Raw genomic sequence first — 18,807 nt, forward strand, 5'->3', positions numbered from 1 at the left:
AAATAATAGTTATCGTCATGAGAAACCTCCTATTTATTATCTTTTTCTGTTTTTTAATTTCCTGTAAATCAGAAATTCAACAAGAAAATAGCATCAAAGAAGACGTTGCATATTTAGCTTCCGATGGGTTGGAAGGAAGACAAACTGGAACAAAGGGCGAAAAAAATTGCAGCAGACTATATTCAAAATCGATTTAAAGAATTGGGCCTGTCACCTAAAGGAACAAAAGGCTTTATGCAACCATTTACGTTTAGACCTAAAACAAATCCACATGACGAAATCAAATTTGATGTGAATGGTGACGGTACAATTACGGGCAACAATGTTCTTGGAATGATCGATAATAACGCATCGAATACTGTAGTTATTGGGGCTCATTACGACCATTTGGGCTATGGTGGCGAAGGGTCATTGTATAGAGATTCTGTCAAAGCCATTCATAACGGAGCCGATGACAATGCCTCTGGAGTTGCCATACTCTTAAACTTAGCCGCAAAATTGAGAAATCAACCTTCGAAAAACAATTATGTTTTTATGGCGTTTTCTGGTGAAGAAATGGGCTTGCTAGGCTCTAATTATTTTGTAAAAAACCCAACCATCGACGCAAAGAAAATCTCCTATATGATCAATATGGACATGGTAGGTCGTTTGAAAAAAGACAGTGCTTTGGCGGTATACGGAACGGGAACTTCTCCGATATTTAAACAAGTCTTGCAAGCACATAACGAGCATTTCAAACTCATTCAAAGAGCATCTGGTGTGGGACCTAGTGATCATACGAGCTTTTATTTGACAGACATTCCCGTATTGCATTTTTTTACTGGACAGCATGACGACTACCATCGCCCTAGTGATGATTCAGACAAACTGAATTATGAGGGGATGGAAACCATCAGCAATTATATTTTTAATATTGTTTCTGATTTGGATTCCAATGGAAAGCTCCCTTTTCGAAAAACAAAGAATGAAAGTGAAGAAACTCCCAGGTTTAAAGTTGGTCTTGGAGTTGTACCAGATTATTTGTTTGATGGAAAAGGAATGCGGATTGATGGAGTATCAGAAAATAAACCAGCGCAAAAAGCAGGGCTTCAAAAAGGAGATATTGTTATTCAATTGGGAGATCATCTGGTGGTCGACATGATGAGTTATATGAAAGCTTTAGCAACCTACAAAAAAGGAGACCAAACAAAAGCTGTCATAAAAAGAGGGGATGTGGAAATAGAAAAGGAAATCAATTTTTAAGAAAATCATGCTCAAAACCAAACACAATTTTATTTATAAAATACATTTACTAATTTCTAGCATCATTGTAATTCCAATTGCGTGGGTATATGGTTTCAATCCTGCATCTCAATTCGATATTCAATTACAAACTATTGATGAACATAATTTTTTTAAAGCCATTATGGGCTTGTATTTAGGCTGCACAGTTCTTTGGATTTTAGGGATTTTAAAAGAGCAGTATCTAAACACAGCACTGCACTCCAATATTGTTTTTATGTTGGGTTTAGGCCTCGGCAGGGTGGTCAGTCTTTTTATAGATGGCACACCGACCTTTGGGTATCTTTTTGGAACTTTTGCAGAACTTTTTCTTGGAGGCTACGGAATTTGGGTTTTGAGGATTAAAAACACTAATTTTGCAAAAAAATAATCTGTTTTGGTAAAAATAGGAACCATAGAACTCCCCGATTTTCCACTTTTATTAGCTCCAATGGAAGATGTTTCAGACCCCCCTTTTAGAGCTTTGTGCAAAGAAAATGGTGCGGATGTTGTGTATACCGAATTTATTTCTTCGGAAGGACTTATTCGAGATGCCGCTAAAAGTGTAATGAAACTAGACATCTATGAAAAAGAACGTCCTGTAGGAATTCAAATCTTCGGAGCCAATCTAGAGTCCATGTTGCGTTCGATTGAAATTGTAGAAAAAACAAATCCAGATATCATTGACATTAACTTTGGTTGCCCTGTTAAAAAAGTAGTTTCCAAAGGAGCTGGTGCCGGAATTTTAAAAGATATCGACTTGATGGTTTCTCTTACAGAAGCCATGGCAAAACATACCAATATACCCATTACTGTTAAAACCCGATTGGGTTGGGATGATGCTTCTATACGTATTGTTGAAGTTGCAGAACGGTTGCAAGATGTAGGTTGTAAAGCTATTTCCATCCATGGAAGAACCCGTGCACAAATGTACAAGGGAGATGCAAATTGGGAACCCATTGCTGCCGTAAAAAACAATCCAAGAATGCACATTCCGGTCTTTGGAAATGGAGATGTAAATACTCCTGAAAGAGCCATGGAAATGCGCGATAGATATGGATTAGATGGCGCAATGATTGGTAGAGCTGCCATAGGATATCCTTGGTTTTTTAGAGAAGTAAAACACTTTTTTAATACGGGCGAGTACTTGAAAAAACCGAGCATTGCAGAACGTACCGAAATGGCACGAAAACATTTGAAAATGGCAATTGACTGGAAAGGTGAAAACTTAGGCGTATTTGAAACCCGAAGACATTATACCAACTACTTTAAAGGAATTCCTCATTTTAAAGAACACCGAATGAAAATGGTTACTTCTGACGACTCACAAAGTGTATTTGCTGCATTTGACGAAGTACAAGAAAAATTTGGGCATTTAGAAATTCCTGAATTTGAATAACGGTCTGTTTTCTCTTCAAAAAAACCCTTTTGCTACCCTTCTATGAACTCTTTAGAAATTCTACTTCCTGCAATTTTCGAAGCAAAGAATCCCAAAACAGTAATGGTGAACACCACAATCCCTAGATTGGTCCATCGAAATTCAACAGGATAAGCAAAGTTTTGAGTAATCATAAACCAGCTAAATTTTTGTTGTAAAAACACCAGTATAATAGCAAGGCTGAGCCCGACCAACATTCCAAAAAAAGTGAGTAAAAATCCTTGTAAAACAAAAATTCGTTTGATTTCATTGATTCCTACTCCTAAGCTGTAGAGTGTCTTCAGATTGTTTTTCTTTTCGATAATCATCATAATAAGAGCACCAATTACATTGAATAAAGCAATGATGACAATCAGGGTAAAAATAAGATAAGAAACAAAATTTTCCGTATTGATAACCTTATAATACAAGGCATTCAATTGGGCTTTGGTTGCTACTTTATATGCTTCACCTAAAGAATTTTGCAACTGACTTGCAATTGCATCAGCATCAGCATCTGCGAGAAGTTTTAACTCAATTGCTGTAATTCTATTGAGCTCGAAACCCAACAGCGCTCTCGCCAAAGCGATGTTTACAAAAACATATTTGTTGGCAAACTCTTCTGTGCCAGAATAGGTCCCGATAATTTGTGCATCTACTTTAGAAAAAGCATTGCTTTCAGTCAAAAACTGGGTTCCAGGATTGGGAACATAGATTTCTAAAGGCTTTCCAAAATTAAGGATTCCCAATGAAAGTTTATAGGAAATTCCGTTTCCAATAACAGCGGTATTCAAATAATCTCCATCCAGCCAAGTTCCAATATCCAATACTGAATCGATCTGAGTAATTTGGTTGTAATTCGCATCCACCCCTTTTAAATAGGCAATGACATCTTTTTGATTGTATTTTAAAAAAACACGTTCTTCAATTACTTTTGAAGTAAGTACTACTGAAGGATTACTGGAAAGTACCTCGGCAAAATCAGGTGAATAAACAAATGACTTTCCTTTGGAAGCGGTAATTTTGATGTCGGGATCTGAAGCGTCCAACATGGCATAACTGAAGGTACGCAAACCCGAAAAACCTGAAAGAATTATGAACAAGGCCAACGATCCTACAATTACACCAAAAGAGGCAATAATCGTAATCATATTGATGGCATTATTACTCGCTTTTGAAAATAAATACCGTTTGGCGATATAGTAGGAAAAATTCAATTTTTTGATTTGATAATGTTGAAATATACCAATTAAAATTGACTTACTAGCCTCTTTTCCTTTTTGGAAGAATAGAAGGATTTTTGATTGGATCTTCGTCTTGACCTCTTAATGACTTGTCAATTTCCTCAATATAATCTAACGTATCATCTCCGAAAAATAATAATTCAGGCATTCTACGCAGTTGATTTTTGGTTCTTTTTGCCATTTCATGTCGAATTAATGGCGTATTGGATTGTACTCCTTTTACAATTGCATCTCTGTTGATGGATGGAAAAATACTTAAATATACTTTTGCAATCCCTAAATCGGAAGTTACATGGACTTTAGAAACAGATATTATGATTCCTTTCATACCCTCCTGTGCCGCTTTTTGCAAAACGTCTACCAAATCTTTTTGTAGTACTCCTGCGATTTTCTTTTGTCTGTTCGTTTCTTCCATTCGGCAAATTTACGACAAATTTACATTCCGTCATGATTTCCAAACCATAAAAAACAGGGAGTATCCCCTAAAAATGAAGGACATCCATAAGAAATAAGTCCTCTTAAAATACGAAATGTAGTATTTGATAAAAAAACTTATCTTGCCCCAAAATAAAAAATACCCTTTTAAAAGAGAATGTACTTATATTTGAAAAATAAGGCTTCCCTTTTTAACCAAACCATACTAACTAACAAACTATGCAATTCTTTACTTTTATTGGATTTACGGCTTTAGTAGCCATCATTGCTTATTACAAAACGCGAAACGAAGAAGCCACATCAGACGGCTATTTTCTGGGCGGACGAAGTTTAACTGCAGGAGTAATTGCGGGTTCTTTGTTACTTACCAATTTATCTACAGAGCAAATTGTAGGATTGAATGGTGCGGCATATCAAAGTGGATTATCGGTAATGGTCTGGGAATCTCTTGCAGCAATTGCCATGATTGTTACTGCCCTTTTTCTTTTACCAAGATATCTAAAAGGCGGATTGACTACAGTCCCTGGTTTTTTAGCAAAACGATTTGACACCTCTACAAAAACCTTAACCTCAGTTTTGTTTCTTTCTGGGTATGTAATTGTTTTACTTCCTGTTATTTTATATTCTGGATCTCTCGCAATCAGTGGGATGTTTGATATCCCTCAATTATTGGGAGTGACACATACACAATCTATTTGGATTTGTGTATGGGGAATTGGAATCATCGGTTCTATCTATGCTGTTTTTGGAGGGTTAAAAGCGGTAGCTGTGTCAGATTCGATCAATGCGATTGGGTTATTAATTGGAGGTCTTTTGATCCCTGTTTTTGGATTGATTGCAATTGGAGATGGAAGTGTTTTGGATGGATTAGCTGTCTTAGTCACTGAAAACCCTGACAAGTTTAAATCGATGGGAGGCCCAACAGATCCGGTGCCTTTTTACACCATTTTTACAGGAATGATGCTGGTACAGTTATTTTATTGGGGAACCAATCAGCAAATTATTCAAAGAGCTTTAGGAGCAAAAAATTTACAAGAAGGTCAAAAAGGATTGTTATTGGCTTCGTTCATTAAAATATTAGGGCCGATTATTGTGGTGTTACCTTGGTTTGATTGCCTTTCATTTATTTCAAGGAAATCTTGAATCTGCAGATAGTGCCTATCCAATGTTGGTAAAAAAAGTATTGCCAGGAGCTTGGGTTGGATTTTTTGCAGCGGTATTGTTTGGTGCTATTTTAAGTTCATTTAATAGTGTTTTAAATAGTTCTGTCACCCTTTTCGGAATCGATGTCTACAAACAACACATCAACAAAGATGCGAATGAAAAAACAGTCGTGAAATATGGGAAAACATTTGGGGTTGCTCTGGCTTTTGCCGCGATGTTTATTGCTCCTTTGATTGCAAATGCAGGAAGTCTATTTGATTACCTTCAAGAAATTAACGGAATTTATAGTATTCCTATTTTAACCATCATCATTGTAGGATATTTAACCAAACGTGTCCCTGCAATTGCCGCAAAAATTGGACTTGTTTCTGGATGTGTCTTGTATATTATCAGTCAGTTCTTTTTGAAAGATTACTTCATTGACAATGCCTTACAAGAAGCCTCATTAGCAGGAATTGTCGATACCGCTCAATTGGCATTAATTAAAGTGCAAGCATATCCTCACTTTTTGGACATCATGGCAATCTTATTTGTATTGAATATTTCAATCATGCTGCTCATCGGGAAATTATACCCTAGAGAAGAAGCATTTGTACATGAATACACAAAGCAAGTTGACATTACTCCTTGGAAATATACCAAACTTGTAGGAGGAATTATTTGTATGATCGTGATTGGTTTGTATATTTATTTCGCATAAATTCATTGTATAACAACATCCATTTCAGGGTTTAAACCCCTGAAAGGGATTATTGATAGAACCGTTTTTTTTTACGTTGACACTATGAATAAAATAGAACATATCGGCATTGCAGTGAAAGATCTTGACGCATCAAACAAACTATTTGCAGCCCTATTGGGAACGTCTCATTACAAAACTGAAGAAGTAACAAGTGAAGGAGTCAAAACTTCATTTTTCAAAGCTGGGCCAAATAAAATTGAGCTTCTAGAGGCTACAAATCAAGAGAGTCCAATTGCAAAATTTATCACAAAAAAAGGAGAAGGAGTTCATCACATCGCTTTTGCAGTCGATGATATTGAATCAGAAATTGAACGCTTACAAAAAGAAGGTTTTGTTGTTTTAAATGCGGTTCCAAAGAAAGGCGCAGACAATAAATTAGTGGCGTTTTTACATCCCAAATCTACAAGTGGCGTTTTGATTGAACTTTGCCAAGAAATCGTACCCTAACATTTAAGGTTTAATTAAGAGAATCTGTTTTACATCAGATTAAATTTCTAAAAGCTTCTTTGTATATTGCGAAGGATTAATCGCTACCATACACATGTCTTCAAAATTTGATACATACCAAAAAAGACGCTTAAAGTCGTCTTACTTTTCTGTAATCATTAGCATTGCCCTCGTCTTATTTATGGTAGGTGTTTTGGGATTGATCTTATTAAAATCGACTAAAGTAGCGAATCATTTTAAAGAAAAAGTAGCCATCAATCTCTTCTTAAAAGATGAAGTCTCTAAAAAAGAAATTCGAGGATTTACTGCTTTTTTAGAAAAAGAACCCTTCACCAAAAAAGTGATTTATATTTCAAAAAGTCAAGCAGCTAGAGATTATAGCCGAGAAATCGGAGAAGATTTTTTAACCTTTTTAGGAAAGAACCCTCTTAAAAATGGAGTGGATATCTATCTAAAAGCCGATTATGTTACTTCAGAAAAAATGCTCGCTTTGGAACAAAGATTTCAAAAAAATGCCTTTGTTGCAGACGTGACTTATGACAAACCTCTGATCCAACTTCTTACCAAAAATATACAACGAATCAGTTTTTGGCTGCTCGTGTTAAGCAGCTTTTTTGCCCTAATTGCCATTCTGTTGATCAATAGCTCCATTCGACTGACCATTTATTCAAAACGATTCAATATCAAAACCATGCAAATGGTTGGAGCAACCAAATCGTTTATCCGAAAACCTTTTCTTTGGAGAAGCATCCAACTAGGCATGTTAGGAGCACTGCTTTCCTTAATTGGGTTGGCGATCATTGTCTATTATGTAGACAAATACATTCCTGCTTTAGAGTTGCTAAAAGATTATATCACTTTAGTCTATTTGGTAAGTGGTGTCGTTGTTTCTGCATTTTTAATTACTTTGATCAGTACCTTTTTTGCAACACAACGTTTTTTAAATCTACAAACAGACGAATTATATTATTAAGATGAATACTCCAAAAGAAACAACGAAAGAATTTTTATTCGGTAAAAAAAATTACCTATTCATGGTGATTGGTTTGGTGGTCATTGCCATCGGATTTATGTTTATGGCTGGCGGTGGCAGTGAAGATCCTACTGTTTTTAATGAGGAAATTTACAACTGGAAAAGAATTCGCCTAGCTCCAACCCTAGTCCTACTTGGACTAGCGATTGAAATCTATGCTATTTTAGCAAATCCTAAAAAATAACGATGACTGTATTTGAAGCAATGGTTCTTGGAATCATTCAAGGTTTAACCGAATTTTTACCTGTTTCTTCTAGTGGGCATTTAGAATTGGCAAAAGTAATTTTAGGAGACACGTCTGTCCCTGAAGAAAGCTTAACTTTTACTGTAGTCTTACACTTTGCAACAGCATTAAGCACCTTGGTTATTTTCAGAAAAGAGGTTCTCGAAATTGTAAAAGGATTGTTTCAATTCAAATGGAATGATGCTTCTGAATTTTCTGTAAAAATCATCCTCTCAATGATTCCAGCAGTCATTATTGGGTTGTTGTTTGAACAACAATTAGAAGCTCTTTTTGGAGGAAAAATAGTATTGGTTGGCGTCATGCTTTTGTTTACTGCTCTTTTGCTTCTATTGGCAGACAAGGCCAAAAGCACCAACAAAAAAGTAAGCTTTTTAGACGCTGTACTCATTGGAATTTCCCAAGCTATCGCAATGCTGCTAGGAATATCGAGATCTGGTGCAACCATTTCAACCTCTGTATTACTTGGCATCGACAGAACAAGAGCAGCACGATTTTCATTTTTAATGGTTGTTCCGTTAATCTTTGGGAAAATTGGAAAAGACCTCATTAGTGGTGATTTGAATTTTCAATCTTCAGAAATCATTCCAATTTTAGCAGGTTTTATTGCGGCATTTGTTGCTGGATTGTTGGCCTGTAAGTGGATGATCACTTTGGTTAAAAAAAGCAAACTATCTTATTTCTCATTGTACTGCGCTCTGGTTGGGCTCGCTGCAATTTCATATGCTTTACTTCAATAAATGACAGAAGAAGATTATAAAAACGGGCAAGTTTTACTGATTGACAAACCTCTTGAATGGACTTCATTTCAGGCGGTCAATAAAATTCGCTGGCACATCAAACAGCGTTTTGGAATAAAAAAAATTAAAGTAGGCCACGCAGGAACTTTAGACCCTTTAGCCACTGGATTGCTCATTATTTGCACTGGAAAGCAAACCAAAGAAATCAATACCTACCAAGGGCAAATCAAAGAGTATACAGGAACCTTTACGATAGGGGCTACCACACCGAGTTACGATTTAGAAACAGCGGTCGACCAAACTTTTCCAACAGCCCATATCACTCCCGAAAAGATTCATGCTGCCACCCAACAATTTTTGGGTGAAATTGATCAAAAGCCTCCTATTTTTTCTGCTATCAAAATGGAAGGAAAACGACTGTATGAACTTGCACGAAAAGGAGAGACTGCCGAAATTAAATCGAGAAAGATTACCATTAGCGAATTTGAAATAACCCTTATCGACTTTCCAAAAGTCGATTTTAGAGTCGTTTGTAGTAAAGGAACCTACATTCGTTCGTTAGCATTTGACTTTGGAAAGGTCTTAGGATCTGGGGCACATTTATCCGCTTTAAGAAGAACAAAAATTGGAGAATTCAAAGTCTCAGATGCAAAATCAATCGAAGATTTTATCAAAACGTTAGAAATGGTATAGTTTTTGGCTAAAAGATGAGAAAGAAACTCCAATGAAAAAAACACTTCTCCTTGTTCTACTAATTGGTTTGGTGCAACTCAGCTTTTCACAAGAAACCTACAAAAGACCTTTTTTTACGACCTCTCTTGCAACCACGCTTACCATCAATGAGAACTACACCTTAGATCCTGACGACGGAGAACCTTTTTTAATTCCTAACTCTATCATTCTCAGAATGGGAGTTGGATATCAATTACATCGAAGGATATTACTGAGTGTACACACTGGCTTTGACCATCATTGGGGGTATGATATTACTGCAATCCAGGATATGGAACCCTTCGCTATAATATTACAGAAAACGATGGAGCTGCTTTTTTTGTAGAAACTAGTTATGGAAAATTGTGGCGCCCCACCAAAAGATTTAGCGATGGAAATTATTCCGGTATTGGGATTGGATTTGAATTGGAAAGCACATCAAATAGGAGTAGCAGCTTTCGTTTGAAATACCACAGGAAATCAATTTTAAATTTTGAAAACAATCGGCTAGACAGTTTTTCAATTGGATTTGGACTCTCGTTTTTCTAAGACTTTCTTGCGCCGAGTTGTTGGATTCCTGAAGTTAAAAAAGGAAGTAAAGGAAGGCTTTTCATAATTGTAAAATCATCAACAAGCGAACTCTCATTGCCTAAAAAAGCAAGTATTTTTTCGGCAGGCACTTTTTGAAAAATGGTTGCAAACACCTCTTTACCTGTTAATTTTTTAGTCAATAGCACATCAATTAAAGTACGATCATACCATTGATAGATGTTGTCCTTCAATGAATTGCGTTGGTTTGGGTTTTTACCTGATTTTAAATTCTCTACAATATCTGCAACATTTTTTTGGATAAACTGAAATGTATAGCCGCTGCTTGCTTTTGTATATCCACCAGCAGTCCCCAAATTCACAATAGCCCTTTTAGGATTTTTATCAAACCGTGCCAAAGACATTGGAATGACCCCAAACTCCTCATGTAAAAGTGTATATTGTTCAATCTTTAACGTTTCTTGAATGTACTTTTTCAAAGCAACTGTATACGCCTCTTTTTCTAACAAATTCGGGCTAAAGAGTGTGTATTCTACCAAGGCTTCTGTGGGGGAAGTGGGCAAAACGTACATAAAAGTTGCTCCATGTTCTTGAGACAAACTAAAGTCCATAAGCCTTCCAACTTTGGGATTAAAAACAGGCTCTTTAGCTTGAATCACCCAACCTTTAAAATGTTGTAATAGCGAATTTTCTTCGGTAATCTCTGGGCTGAAAAGAGCTGTAGAGTTGAAAATATATCTAGCTGAATAGCTATTTTCTGTTGTTTTTAAAACGGCTATTTCTGCATCAGCATCCATCGAAATAATGGTTTCTTGAACAAAGGTTACGTTTTTAAATTTCTTTGCAATGCTGAGGACGAAATTGTAAAAATCAATTCCCTGAATCATCTTATAGGTATATGCACCTAAGTCTAATTCTTTTTTAAAATCAGTAGTTATAAATTCTAAGCTTTTCCATTGGGCATGGACAATAGACTCAAACTTACTAAGGTTGTTTTTCCCAAAAACACCAAGTTCGATCATTGTGCTGTTTTTGATCTTGGTCGATCACTAAAATCGATGTATTTTGCAAAGAAGGCGTGTTCAGTAATGAGTGCAATAGACTTAGTCCTGCACATCCCGATCCTGCAATAATATAATCGTATTTCATGCTTTTATCTCAAAAATCGATTGTACCAACTATCTTCAATTGCCAATTCCCAATGATTGTCCAAATCTTCTTTGTTCGAAACAAGATTATCAAATATGATTGACTTCCCTGTAAGTGCTTTGTTCTTGAGTAATTTTTTAAAATCTTTCAATTCTTTGTACTGGACAAATTCCCCTTGCTTAAAACACACATTCATTTTGTCTAAAAGAGATACATGATAAGTTTCTTGTAATTCTAAAATAAAAGAAACAGAAATGTCAATATCTTCATTGGTAAGTTGATAGGATTCTACATCAACTGCAAAAATGATGAAACGATTGTATAAAAATTGATAGGAAGCTTTGAAGTTTTCATTATCAGATTTCCAATTTTCAATAAAGTTTTTAATTTTTCCCTCGATTTCCTCAATTTCATTTGGGTAAAACTTTCTATCAGAAGGATACACCCATACTTTTGAGTCTTCTGGTAATGAATTATAGTCTACGTACATCTCTCTGCTTTAAGTAAAAAGCAAAGATATTAAAAAGAAAAACCGTTTGGTATGAATTTAGAAAACGGTTTCTTAAAACTTTGTACTAAAACTAAAATTTCGATTTGTTGCCTCCCGAAACAACATTGGAGATTAGACGATTTACAAAATCTTCTTGAATGCTTTGCCCCTTGTTTTTATTGTACCAAACTTGTAACTCTTGTTTAAACTCAGGGTCTAAATCACCATGCAAGGCTTTGTATTCTTCTGCCATTTTAGTAGCTACCGTAGGCCTTGGCCCTCATAGGTGTAAAGTACGTTCTGTTCTTGATCAAGAGCAATTAATTTTGGTATGGCTCTTGCTCCGTGGGTTAAAAATAAATCCATGAGTTCTAAATGATCATCTCGAAGAACGATCTTCAAGTCAATGTTGTTATTTTCTTCAGCCATCTTATTGATCACAGGTAAATTTTGAGCAGCATCACCACACCACCCCTCTGTAAGGATTAACCACGTTTGTTTCTGCTTGACCTGTTGAATGACTTCTTTGGTTTGCTTTAAAATTTTGATTGTTCTGTCTAAGCGTTTCATTCGCTTGTCATTCAACAAACTGTAATTGGTAAGTGCCTCAGATTGATCTGGCCCTGTCGATTTTCCTCGGGCTAACAAATCACTAACAAGGATTTTATAATCTTGATAAGAGATTGCCTGCTCCAAACTTTGTTGTATTATTTTTTTCATAAAAATTTGAATATTGAATTCCTAGTATTAGACCTAAATATTTTAAAACTTACAGCTTCCATTGAGCAAAATTTATTTTTGAAGAATTGATATGATATCTTTGGTCATGGTTTCTAAATCGAACCTGTGTTGCCAATCCCAATCAATTCTTGCACTCGAATCATCGATAGACTGTGGCCAACTATCTGCAATTTTTTGTCTGAAATCGGGGACATAGCGTATTGTAAATTCGGGAATGTATTTTTGAATTTCCTTAGAAATTTCTTCCGGAGTAAAGTCAAAAGCAGAAATATTGTATGAAGTTCTTATTTTGATACTACTGACCTCTGCTTGCATCAACTGAATGGTGGCGCGAACGGCATCCTCCATATACATCATTGGTAAACGGGTCTCTTTGGATAAAAAACACTCATAGCGCTGCTCTTTCACTGCTTTAAAAAAGATCTCAACTGCATAATCGGTGGTACCTCCACCAGGTTTTGTTTTCCATGAGATGATTCATAGGTATCGCAAACTACGGACATCAACACCATAGTGTTGATGATAATAATTACACCAGAATTCTCCAGACAATTTACTAATTCCATAGACCGTAGAGGGCTCCATAAGGGTCTTTTGACGAGTATTTATTTTTGGCGTTGTAGGGCCAAAAACAGCAATAGAACTTGGCCAAAATACTTGTTGGATATGCTTTTCTTTTGCTAAATCTAGAACTGCAAAAAGAGAAGTCATATTGAGCTCCCAGGCTTTCTTTGGGTGATGTTCTGCTGTCACAGACAACATCGCCGCTAGCAAATATACTTGGTTAATTTGATATTTTTGTACCACCTGTAAAATGGCTTCTTTATCCGAAGCATCCAAAATCTCGAAAAGTCCAGAATGAATGTTTTCTGAATCCATTTTTTTGATATCGGAAGCAATGACTGCATCCTCCCCGTATAGCTCTCGTAACTTTTGAGTCAACTCTGTGCCAATTTGACCACAGGCTCCAAGAATTAAAATGCGTTCTCCCATTATCTATAATTCAATTTTATACAGAAACAAAGGTACTTATTTTAAGTATTCTTAGAAAACAAAATCGAAATTATAGTATCTATAAAAAATACTCCTTTTTAATTCATTTCTGTTAAACTTTAAAAAGACAAATAAGATATTTTAATAATGAGTATTTTAGCAGATCAAACAATCTTTTTTGTGAAAAAAATATATGCCCTTTTAGTACTCCTTGTTGCATACTCTTGTCAATCTAAGACTCAAGAAGACCCGAAAAAACCCGTAAAAAAGGAAAAATCGAGCGAGGTTGAACAACATCCCTTGAAAACGAAGATCCATTCTGAATTTGTCAAAGAGGTTGAAGAATGGAAGGAGTACAAAGTTCTTGAAGAGTTTATGGTGAAATTTTACAAGACATCTCCTAATGAAGCCTTGAGCAATGCCCTTGAATTGAAAAATGTCGTTACAAGCTTAAAAGACAGCATCAAACCTGCTGTTTTTCAGAGTCCATCTTTTGACGCAAGAGTAAATGTCCTTTATAATGAAGCCGAAAGACTTGCCGACATTACCTTTATTCCTGTGGTCAAAAAAGAAGAAATCAATGCCCAAGTTGAAAAAATAGTACAAGCATTTGCAGCGTTTAATTCGAAAATAAATGCGGTATTGTCTCAGAAAAAATTTGAAGATGAAATTACAGTTTCATCAGATAATATTGGATTGGATAGAAGTAAAATGGATTCAATCTCACAAAAAACCCTTTCAGATATTGACAAAAAACCACCCGTAAAAAAGTTTATCCCAAACCAAAAGCTACCTAAATTCAAAAAAAATAGGAACGGGAAAAAAAATCTAAAAAGAGAGATCGAAAATTAAAAAAGTACAACTCCATGAAACGCCTATTTTTTATACTCTTAGTAAGCAGTTTATTGTTGAATTGTCAACATCAAACAGCACCCGAGACAGAGACTATTATCAAAGAAAAAGTAGACAAACTCCTAAACAATTGGCATCAAGCGGCAACAGATGCTCATTTTGAAGACTATTTTTCTACTCTAAATGTAGCTTCTGTGTTTATCGGAACAGATGCTACAGAAAATTGGACAAAGAAACAGTTTGAAGCATTTAGCAAACCTTATTTTGACAAAGGGAAAGCCTGGGATTTTAAGACCTTAGAGCGAAACATCTACATAGGAAAACACAAAGAAATCGTTTGGTTTGATGAACTGTTAACAACTTGGATGGGTACCTGTAGAGGTTCTGGGGTTCTCGAAAAAACCGATACCACATGGACGCTAAAACACTATGTACTATCCGTTCCAATTCCGAATGAAGACATACAGGCAGTCATTGCTGCCAAGAAAAAAAACGATTCCATTTTTTTAGCACAATTTAAGCCCTAACTCATTTCTTCTTAAAAACCTTAACGGAGGGACAATTTATGCTAGAACTTCATTGACGACTTTGTAAATCAATTCGTTTTCAAATCCTTTTCGCATTAAAAAATCGATGAGTTTTTTCTTTCTTTTGAAAATATTGGGTTCAGAAATAACTGCATTTCTATTTTCTGTAATTCGATAGAGCGTTTCTATATATGCATCATCGTCAATTTCCTTTAGTGCTGTTTTAATATTATAGGCAGAAATATCTCGAAACTTTAACGCACTCACAATTCGTTGTTTTCCCCAGCTTTTAATTCGAAATTTCCCTCGTGCATAACTTTTAGAAAAACGTTCCTCATTCAAAAAATTTTCTTTCATCAAGCTTAATAAAATCAGTTCTCTGGCTTCCGGAATGAGCTGGTATTCGTGCATTTTTTGCTCTACTTCCTTGTGACATCGATCCTGATAAACACAATACAATTCAAGTTTGCGCTTGATTTCATCTACCGTAAACGATTTTTTCTTTTGAATCATGATTTCGAAAATACAAAAAGAGGATGAAACCAAAACCCTTCCATCCTCTTTTTTTCATTATGAACTAAGTACTACTCTATTGACGTTTGTGCTGGCTGAAATTGTTCTTTCAATTTCATTTTAAACTTGGTAATCAGGAAGAATAAAATAGGTACTACAATTAAGGTTAAGAAGGTGGCAATAAAAAGTCCATAGATGACTGTTTTCGCCAAAGGTCCCCAAAACACAACATTGTCTCCACCCATATATATATGTGCATCAAACTCGCTAAAGAGTGTGAAAAAATTGATATTTAAGCCAATTGCTAACGGAATCAGCCCTAAGATCGTCGTAATGGCAGTAAGTAAAACGGGACGCAAACGTGCTTTCCCTGCTTTTACCACAGATTCGTACAAACTTTCTAACGGGAGGTAATCTTCACTAGAGATGCCGTCTTTTATTTTTCTTCTATCGATTAACAACTCTGCATAGTCCAATAAAACCACCCCGTTGTTTACTACGATTCCTGCGAGAGAAATAATTCCTACCATAGTCATCATGATTACAAAAGGGGCTCCTGAGATAACCAAACCACCAAAAACACCTATAAAACTTAAAAAGATTGCCAGCATGATGATTCCTAGTTTTGAAACAGAATTGAATTGAAAAATTAAGATAAAGAATATCAGCATTAAACCCGTAAAAAAAGCTCCAACCAAAAAGGCCATTTGTTTGTTTTGTTCCTCAATCTGCCCAGTATAATCAATTTTGATTCCTTTGGGCAGGTCTTTAAAATTCTTCATAGCTCCCTGAATTCTTGCAACCACAGCACCTGCATCGGTTTCTCCAGGAGAAAGAGCAGAATAGACCGTAACGACTCTGTTGACATCTTTGTGTTTGATAGCACTAAAGCCAGAACTATTCATTTGTGATGCCACTGCCGAAACAGGAATCTCTTTTATTTTTCCTGTTGCTTGATCTCTAAAAGTGATTTTCTGATTGAAAATAGCACTTTTATTATAGCGATCATCTTTATTGAAACGAACATAGATATCATAATCTTCTCCATTTTCTTTATAAATTCCAGCTTTGTTCCCAAAGATAGCCGCTCTTAATTGTTGTCCAACTTGTCCTGTGCTTACTCCTAATTCACCCGCTTTTTTTCGATCGACCAAAACCTGCATTCCAGGTTTAGATTTGTTGACATCGATTTTCAATTCATCCACACCAGAAATACTTTGAGTATTTAAATAGTCGCGCATGCTTTCTGCAGTGAAAATCAATTCTTCGTAATCATCCCCCTTCAATTCAATATTGATAGGAGATCCTGCTGGGGGTCCATTTGCATCTTTTTCAACAGAAATCAAAACTCCTGGATAGATTCCTACCAAAGCTGCTTGGACTTTCTGACGTAAAACCTCACTGTCTTCTCCTCTTCGGTATTTGTACTCTCGCATTGAAGCGGTAATCTTTCCTTTGTGTGGCATTTCTGCAGAAGAACCTCCATCTGTTTGCGGATTACCCGCTCCTTCACCTACTTGAGAAACTGTACTCTCTACCAAAAAATTGAAGCCATTGTCGGTATACATTTCTTGATTTAAGACCCCTGCTACTTTTTGCTCAATTTCCTTTGTAATTTGATTGGTTTTTTCAATATCTGTTCCTTCTGGATATTCAATATATACAACAATTTGATTGGGCTTATTGTCCGGAAAAAACTCAACTTTTGTTCTTTGAGCTCCTAGCGACCATCCAAAACTTCCAAAAGCAAAAAATAGAAGAACAAACGTTCCAAGAACCAGAATGTAAGGTCTCCAGCCTGTAAGAGCTGCTTTTAATTGTCTTTCGTACCAGTTTTCAAGAGAGACCAAGGTGTTTTTTTGAAAGTAATTGGCAGCTTTTCTTAAGAACAATCGATAGACCCACAACATAATTGCTGTGAAAATAATTAAGGTTCCTAAAGCATGATGATCGCCCCCAAAAAAATAGATGAACAAACCAATAGCTGACATGATCGATGTAAGACGGATAATTTTTTTCAAAGGCATGTTTTTATCTTCAATACTCATGAATTGAGAGACCAACACCGAGTTGAAGAAAATGGCAACAAATAATGAAGATCCCAATACGATGGATAGGGTAATGGGTAAAATCACCATAAACTGCCCCATAATTCCTACCAAAGACCTAAAGGAATAAAAGCTGCAACCGTTGTTGCTGTAGAAATAATAATTGGAAAGGCAATTTCTCCAATACCTTTTTTAGCCGCTTCAACACGTGTCATTCCTTCTTCATCCATCAATCGGTAGACATTTTCTACCACAACAATCCCGTTATCTACCAGCATTCCTAGCCCCATAATCAGACCGAAAAGCACCATAGTATTTAATGTATAACCCAATCCACCTAAAATCATTAACGACATGAACATGGACATTGGGATGGCAAAACCTACAAAAATGGCGTTTTTAAAACCTAGAAAAAACATCAATACAATGACAACTAAAATAACTCCAAAAATAATGTTGTTGACCAAATCATCAACCTGACCGATGGTCTTCGGGGATTGATCATTGGTAATACTTACTTTTAAGTCAGGAGGGAAATTATTTTGGATAGCCTCTGCAACTATATTTCCAATTTTATCTGCAGCAGCCACCATGTTTTCACCTGATCGTTTCTTTACATCCAACATTACAACGGGGGCACCATTTTCTCTAGCATAGGTTGTTTTGTCTTTATCCTTGAAAGAAATTTTGGCAATATCTTTTAAATAAATTGCATTTCCATTTTCTGCTTTGATGACAAAATCTCCTAAATCAGAAGGTTTTTCGATTTCTCCAAGAATTCGAAGTGTTCTTCTTTGCTGGCTGGTAATAAAATTTCCCGCAGACATGGTGATATTCCCTTGATTGATCGCATTGGTAATGTCATCAAAACTTACTTTAGAAGCCATCATTTTATAAATATCTACCGCAACCTCTACTTCTTTGTCTTGAGCACCACGAATAGCAACTTTCTTAATTTCTGTCAAGTCTTCAATTTCGTCTTGTAAAAACTCTCCGTATTCTTTTAGTTTTGAAACTGGATAATTTCCAGAAATATTGATATTTAAAATGGGAACCTCTTCAGAAATACTCAATTCAAAAACATTGGGAGTTACTTTTGCACCGTTAAAGGTTGGCCAATCTTCTCCTGCAATTTCTTGATCTATTTCATCTTTTACTTTCTGTTTTGCTTTGTCAACAGAAATGTTTTCATCAAATTCTACCGTAACAATGGAGTAATCTTCCTGGGAGGTTGAAGTAATTTTCATCACATTACTCACCGATTTCAACTTGTCTTCTAAGGGATTTGTAATTAGTTTTTCAATATCCTCTGCTGTGTTTCAGGATACACCGAACTGATGTAAATCTTTGTTTCGTTGATCTCTGGAAAGTTCTCTCTAGGCATGCTAAAATAGGACGAGATTCCTAAATATAAAATCAGGAACATTAAAACATAAATGGTTGTTTTATTTTGGATTGCCCAAGAAGAAAGTTTAAACTCTTTGTCTACTTGTTTGTTTGTATTGCCCATT

General features: G+C 35.8%; 18 protein-coding genes and 4 pseudogenes. 12 read left to right on the forward strand and 10 right to left on the reverse strand.

Annotated features, from left to right (window positions below; genetic code table 11):
* Positions 1 to 17: 17 nt before the first annotated feature.
* The 3 genes and pseudogenes from RRF69_RS03850 (at position 18) to dusB (ending at position 2,659) form a co-directional block, all read left to right on the forward strand.
* Positions 18 to 1,242 (forward strand): annotated as a pseudogene (locus RRF69_RS03850) (M28 family peptidase).
* A 7-nt stretch (positions 1,243 to 1,249) separates the two neighbouring features.
* The gene (locus RRF69_RS03855) at positions 1,250 to 1,651 is read left to right on the forward strand and encodes a DUF4345 domain-containing protein (RefSeq protein WP_316940645.1); all 402 of its coding nucleotides are present in this window, start codon (positions 1,250 to 1,252) and stop codon (positions 1,649 to 1,651) included.
* Between the two features lie 6 nt (positions 1,652 to 1,657).
* Complete coding sequence (gene dusB / locus RRF69_RS03860) at positions 1,658 to 2,659, forward strand: tRNA dihydrouridine synthase DusB (RefSeq protein ID WP_316940646.1); 1,002 nt, start codon at positions 1,658 to 1,660, stop codon at positions 2,657 to 2,659.
* Between the two features lie 32 nt (positions 2,660 to 2,691).
* Here dusB and RRF69_RS03865 read toward each other — a convergent pair whose 3' ends face one another.
* The gene (locus RRF69_RS03865) at positions 2,692 to 3,894 is read right to left on the reverse strand and encodes an ABC transporter permease (protein ID WP_316940647.1); all 1,203 of its coding nucleotides are present in this window, start codon (positions 3,892 to 3,894) and stop codon (positions 2,692 to 2,694) included.
* A gap of 46 nt (positions 3,895 to 3,940) precedes the next feature.
* Positions 3,941 to 4,336, reverse strand: a complete 396-nt coding sequence (rbfA, locus tag RRF69_RS03870) for a 30S ribosome-binding factor RbfA (protein WP_316940648.1) — start codon at positions 4,334 to 4,336, stop codon at positions 3,941 to 3,943.
* 239 nt (positions 4,337 to 4,575) lie between these two features.
* Here rbfA and RRF69_RS03875 point away from each other — a divergent pair.
* The 7 genes and pseudogenes from RRF69_RS03875 (at position 4,576) to RRF69_RS03905 (ending at position 9,780) form a co-directional block, all read left to right on the forward strand.
* Positions 4,576 to 6,220, forward strand: a pseudogene (locus tag RRF69_RS03875) (solute:sodium symporter family transporter).
* Between the two features lie 84 nt (positions 6,221 to 6,304).
* Positions 6,305 to 6,709: a methylmalonyl-CoA epimerase gene (gene mce, locus RRF69_RS03880; RefSeq protein ID WP_316940649.1), complete on the forward strand. Its 405-nt coding sequence runs from the start codon at positions 6,305 to 6,307 to the stop codon at positions 6,707 to 6,709.
* A 94-nt stretch (positions 6,710 to 6,803) separates the two neighbouring features.
* Complete coding sequence (locus RRF69_RS03885; protein ID WP_316940650.1) at positions 6,804 to 7,682, forward strand: cell division protein FtsX; 879 nt, start codon at positions 6,804 to 6,806, stop codon at positions 7,680 to 7,682.
* A gap of 1 nt (position 7,683) precedes the next feature.
* On the forward strand, positions 7,684 to 7,926 hold the full coding sequence (locus RRF69_RS03890; RefSeq protein WP_316940651.1) for a DUF3098 domain-containing protein: 243 nt from the start codon (positions 7,684 to 7,686) through the stop codon (positions 7,924 to 7,926).
* 2 nt (positions 7,927 to 7,928) lie between these two features.
* Entirely contained in the window at positions 7,929 to 8,723 is a 795-nt protein-coding gene (locus tag RRF69_RS03895) for an undecaprenyl-diphosphate phosphatase (protein WP_316940652.1), read from the forward strand.
* Positions 8,724 to 9,416, forward strand: a complete 693-nt coding sequence (gene truB / locus RRF69_RS03900) for a tRNA pseudouridine(55) synthase TruB (RefSeq protein WP_316940653.1) — start codon at positions 8,724 to 8,726, stop codon at positions 9,414 to 9,416.
* 31 nt (positions 9,417 to 9,447) lie between these two features.
* Positions 9,448 to 9,780 carry a hypothetical protein gene (locus RRF69_RS03905; RefSeq protein WP_316940654.1) on the forward strand — a complete coding sequence of 111 codons (333 nt, stop codon included), beginning with the start codon at positions 9,448 to 9,450 and terminating at the stop codon, positions 9,778 to 9,780.
* 199 nt (positions 9,781 to 9,979) lie between these two features.
* Here RRF69_RS03905 and RRF69_RS03910 read toward each other — a convergent pair whose 3' ends face one another.
* The 6 genes and pseudogenes from RRF69_RS03910 to RRF69_RS03935 form a co-directional block, all read right to left on the reverse strand.
* The gene (locus RRF69_RS03910; RefSeq protein ID WP_316940655.1) at positions 9,980 to 11,005 is read right to left on the reverse strand and encodes a lycopene cyclase family protein; all 1,026 of its coding nucleotides are present in this window, start codon (positions 11,003 to 11,005) and stop codon (positions 9,980 to 9,982) included.
* The gene (locus RRF69_RS03915; RefSeq protein ID WP_316940656.1) at positions 10,968 to 11,132 is read right to left on the reverse strand and encodes a hypothetical protein; all 165 of its coding nucleotides are present in this window, start codon (positions 11,130 to 11,132) and stop codon (positions 10,968 to 10,970) included. The genes RRF69_RS03910 and RRF69_RS03915 overlap by 38 nt, the downstream gene beginning before the upstream one ends.
* 4 nt (positions 11,133 to 11,136) lie before the next feature.
* Positions 11,137 to 11,622 carry an ABC transporter ATPase gene (locus RRF69_RS03920; RefSeq protein WP_316940657.1) on the reverse strand — a complete coding sequence of 162 codons (486 nt, stop codon included), beginning with the start codon at positions 11,620 to 11,622 and terminating at the stop codon, positions 11,137 to 11,139.
* 91 nt (positions 11,623 to 11,713) lie between these two features.
* Positions 11,714 to 11,875 (reverse strand): hypothetical protein, encoded by a 162-nt coding sequence (locus tag RRF69_RS03925; protein WP_316940658.1) that lies wholly within the window; start codon positions 11,873 to 11,875, stop codon positions 11,714 to 11,716.
* An 8-nt stretch (positions 11,876 to 11,883) separates the two neighbouring features.
* Positions 11,884 to 12,342 carry a thioredoxin family protein gene (locus RRF69_RS03930; RefSeq protein ID WP_316940659.1) on the reverse strand — a complete coding sequence of 153 codons (459 nt, stop codon included), beginning with the start codon at positions 12,340 to 12,342 and terminating at the stop codon, positions 11,884 to 11,886.
* Between the two features lie 72 nt (positions 12,343 to 12,414).
* Positions 12,415 to 13,356, reverse strand: a pseudogene (locus RRF69_RS03935) (NAD-dependent epimerase/dehydratase family protein).
* Positions 13,357 to 13,536: 180 nt separating this feature from the next.
* Here RRF69_RS03935 and RRF69_RS03940 point away from each other — a divergent pair.
* Together RRF69_RS03940 and RRF69_RS03945 are read left to right on the forward strand one after the other, a co-directional pair.
* Complete coding sequence (locus tag RRF69_RS03940) at positions 13,537 to 14,208, forward strand: hypothetical protein (RefSeq protein WP_316940660.1); 672 nt, start codon at positions 13,537 to 13,539, stop codon at positions 14,206 to 14,208.
* 14 nt (positions 14,209 to 14,222) lie between these two features.
* Positions 14,223 to 14,735, forward strand: a complete 513-nt coding sequence (locus RRF69_RS03945) for a nuclear transport factor 2 family protein (RefSeq protein WP_316940661.1) — start codon at positions 14,223 to 14,225, stop codon at positions 14,733 to 14,735.
* A gap of 36 nt (positions 14,736 to 14,771) precedes the next feature.
* Here RRF69_RS03945 and RRF69_RS03950 read toward each other — a convergent pair whose 3' ends face one another.
* Together RRF69_RS03950 and RRF69_RS03955 are read right to left on the reverse strand one after the other, a co-directional pair.
* Positions 14,772 to 15,248 carry a regulatory protein RecX gene (locus tag RRF69_RS03950; protein ID WP_316940662.1) on the reverse strand — a complete coding sequence of 159 codons (477 nt, stop codon included), beginning with the start codon at positions 15,246 to 15,248 and terminating at the stop codon, positions 14,772 to 14,774.
* Positions 15,249 to 15,319: 71 nt separating this feature from the next.
* Positions 15,320 to 18,806: pseudogene (locus RRF69_RS03955) on the reverse strand (efflux RND transporter permease subunit).
* Position 18,807 lies beyond the last annotated feature (1 nt).

The organism is Polaribacter sp. HL-MS24, from assembly GCF_032758595.1.
In the GTDB taxonomy this organism is placed as follows: domain Bacteria; phylum Bacteroidota; class Bacteroidia; order Flavobacteriales; family Flavobacteriaceae; genus Polaribacter.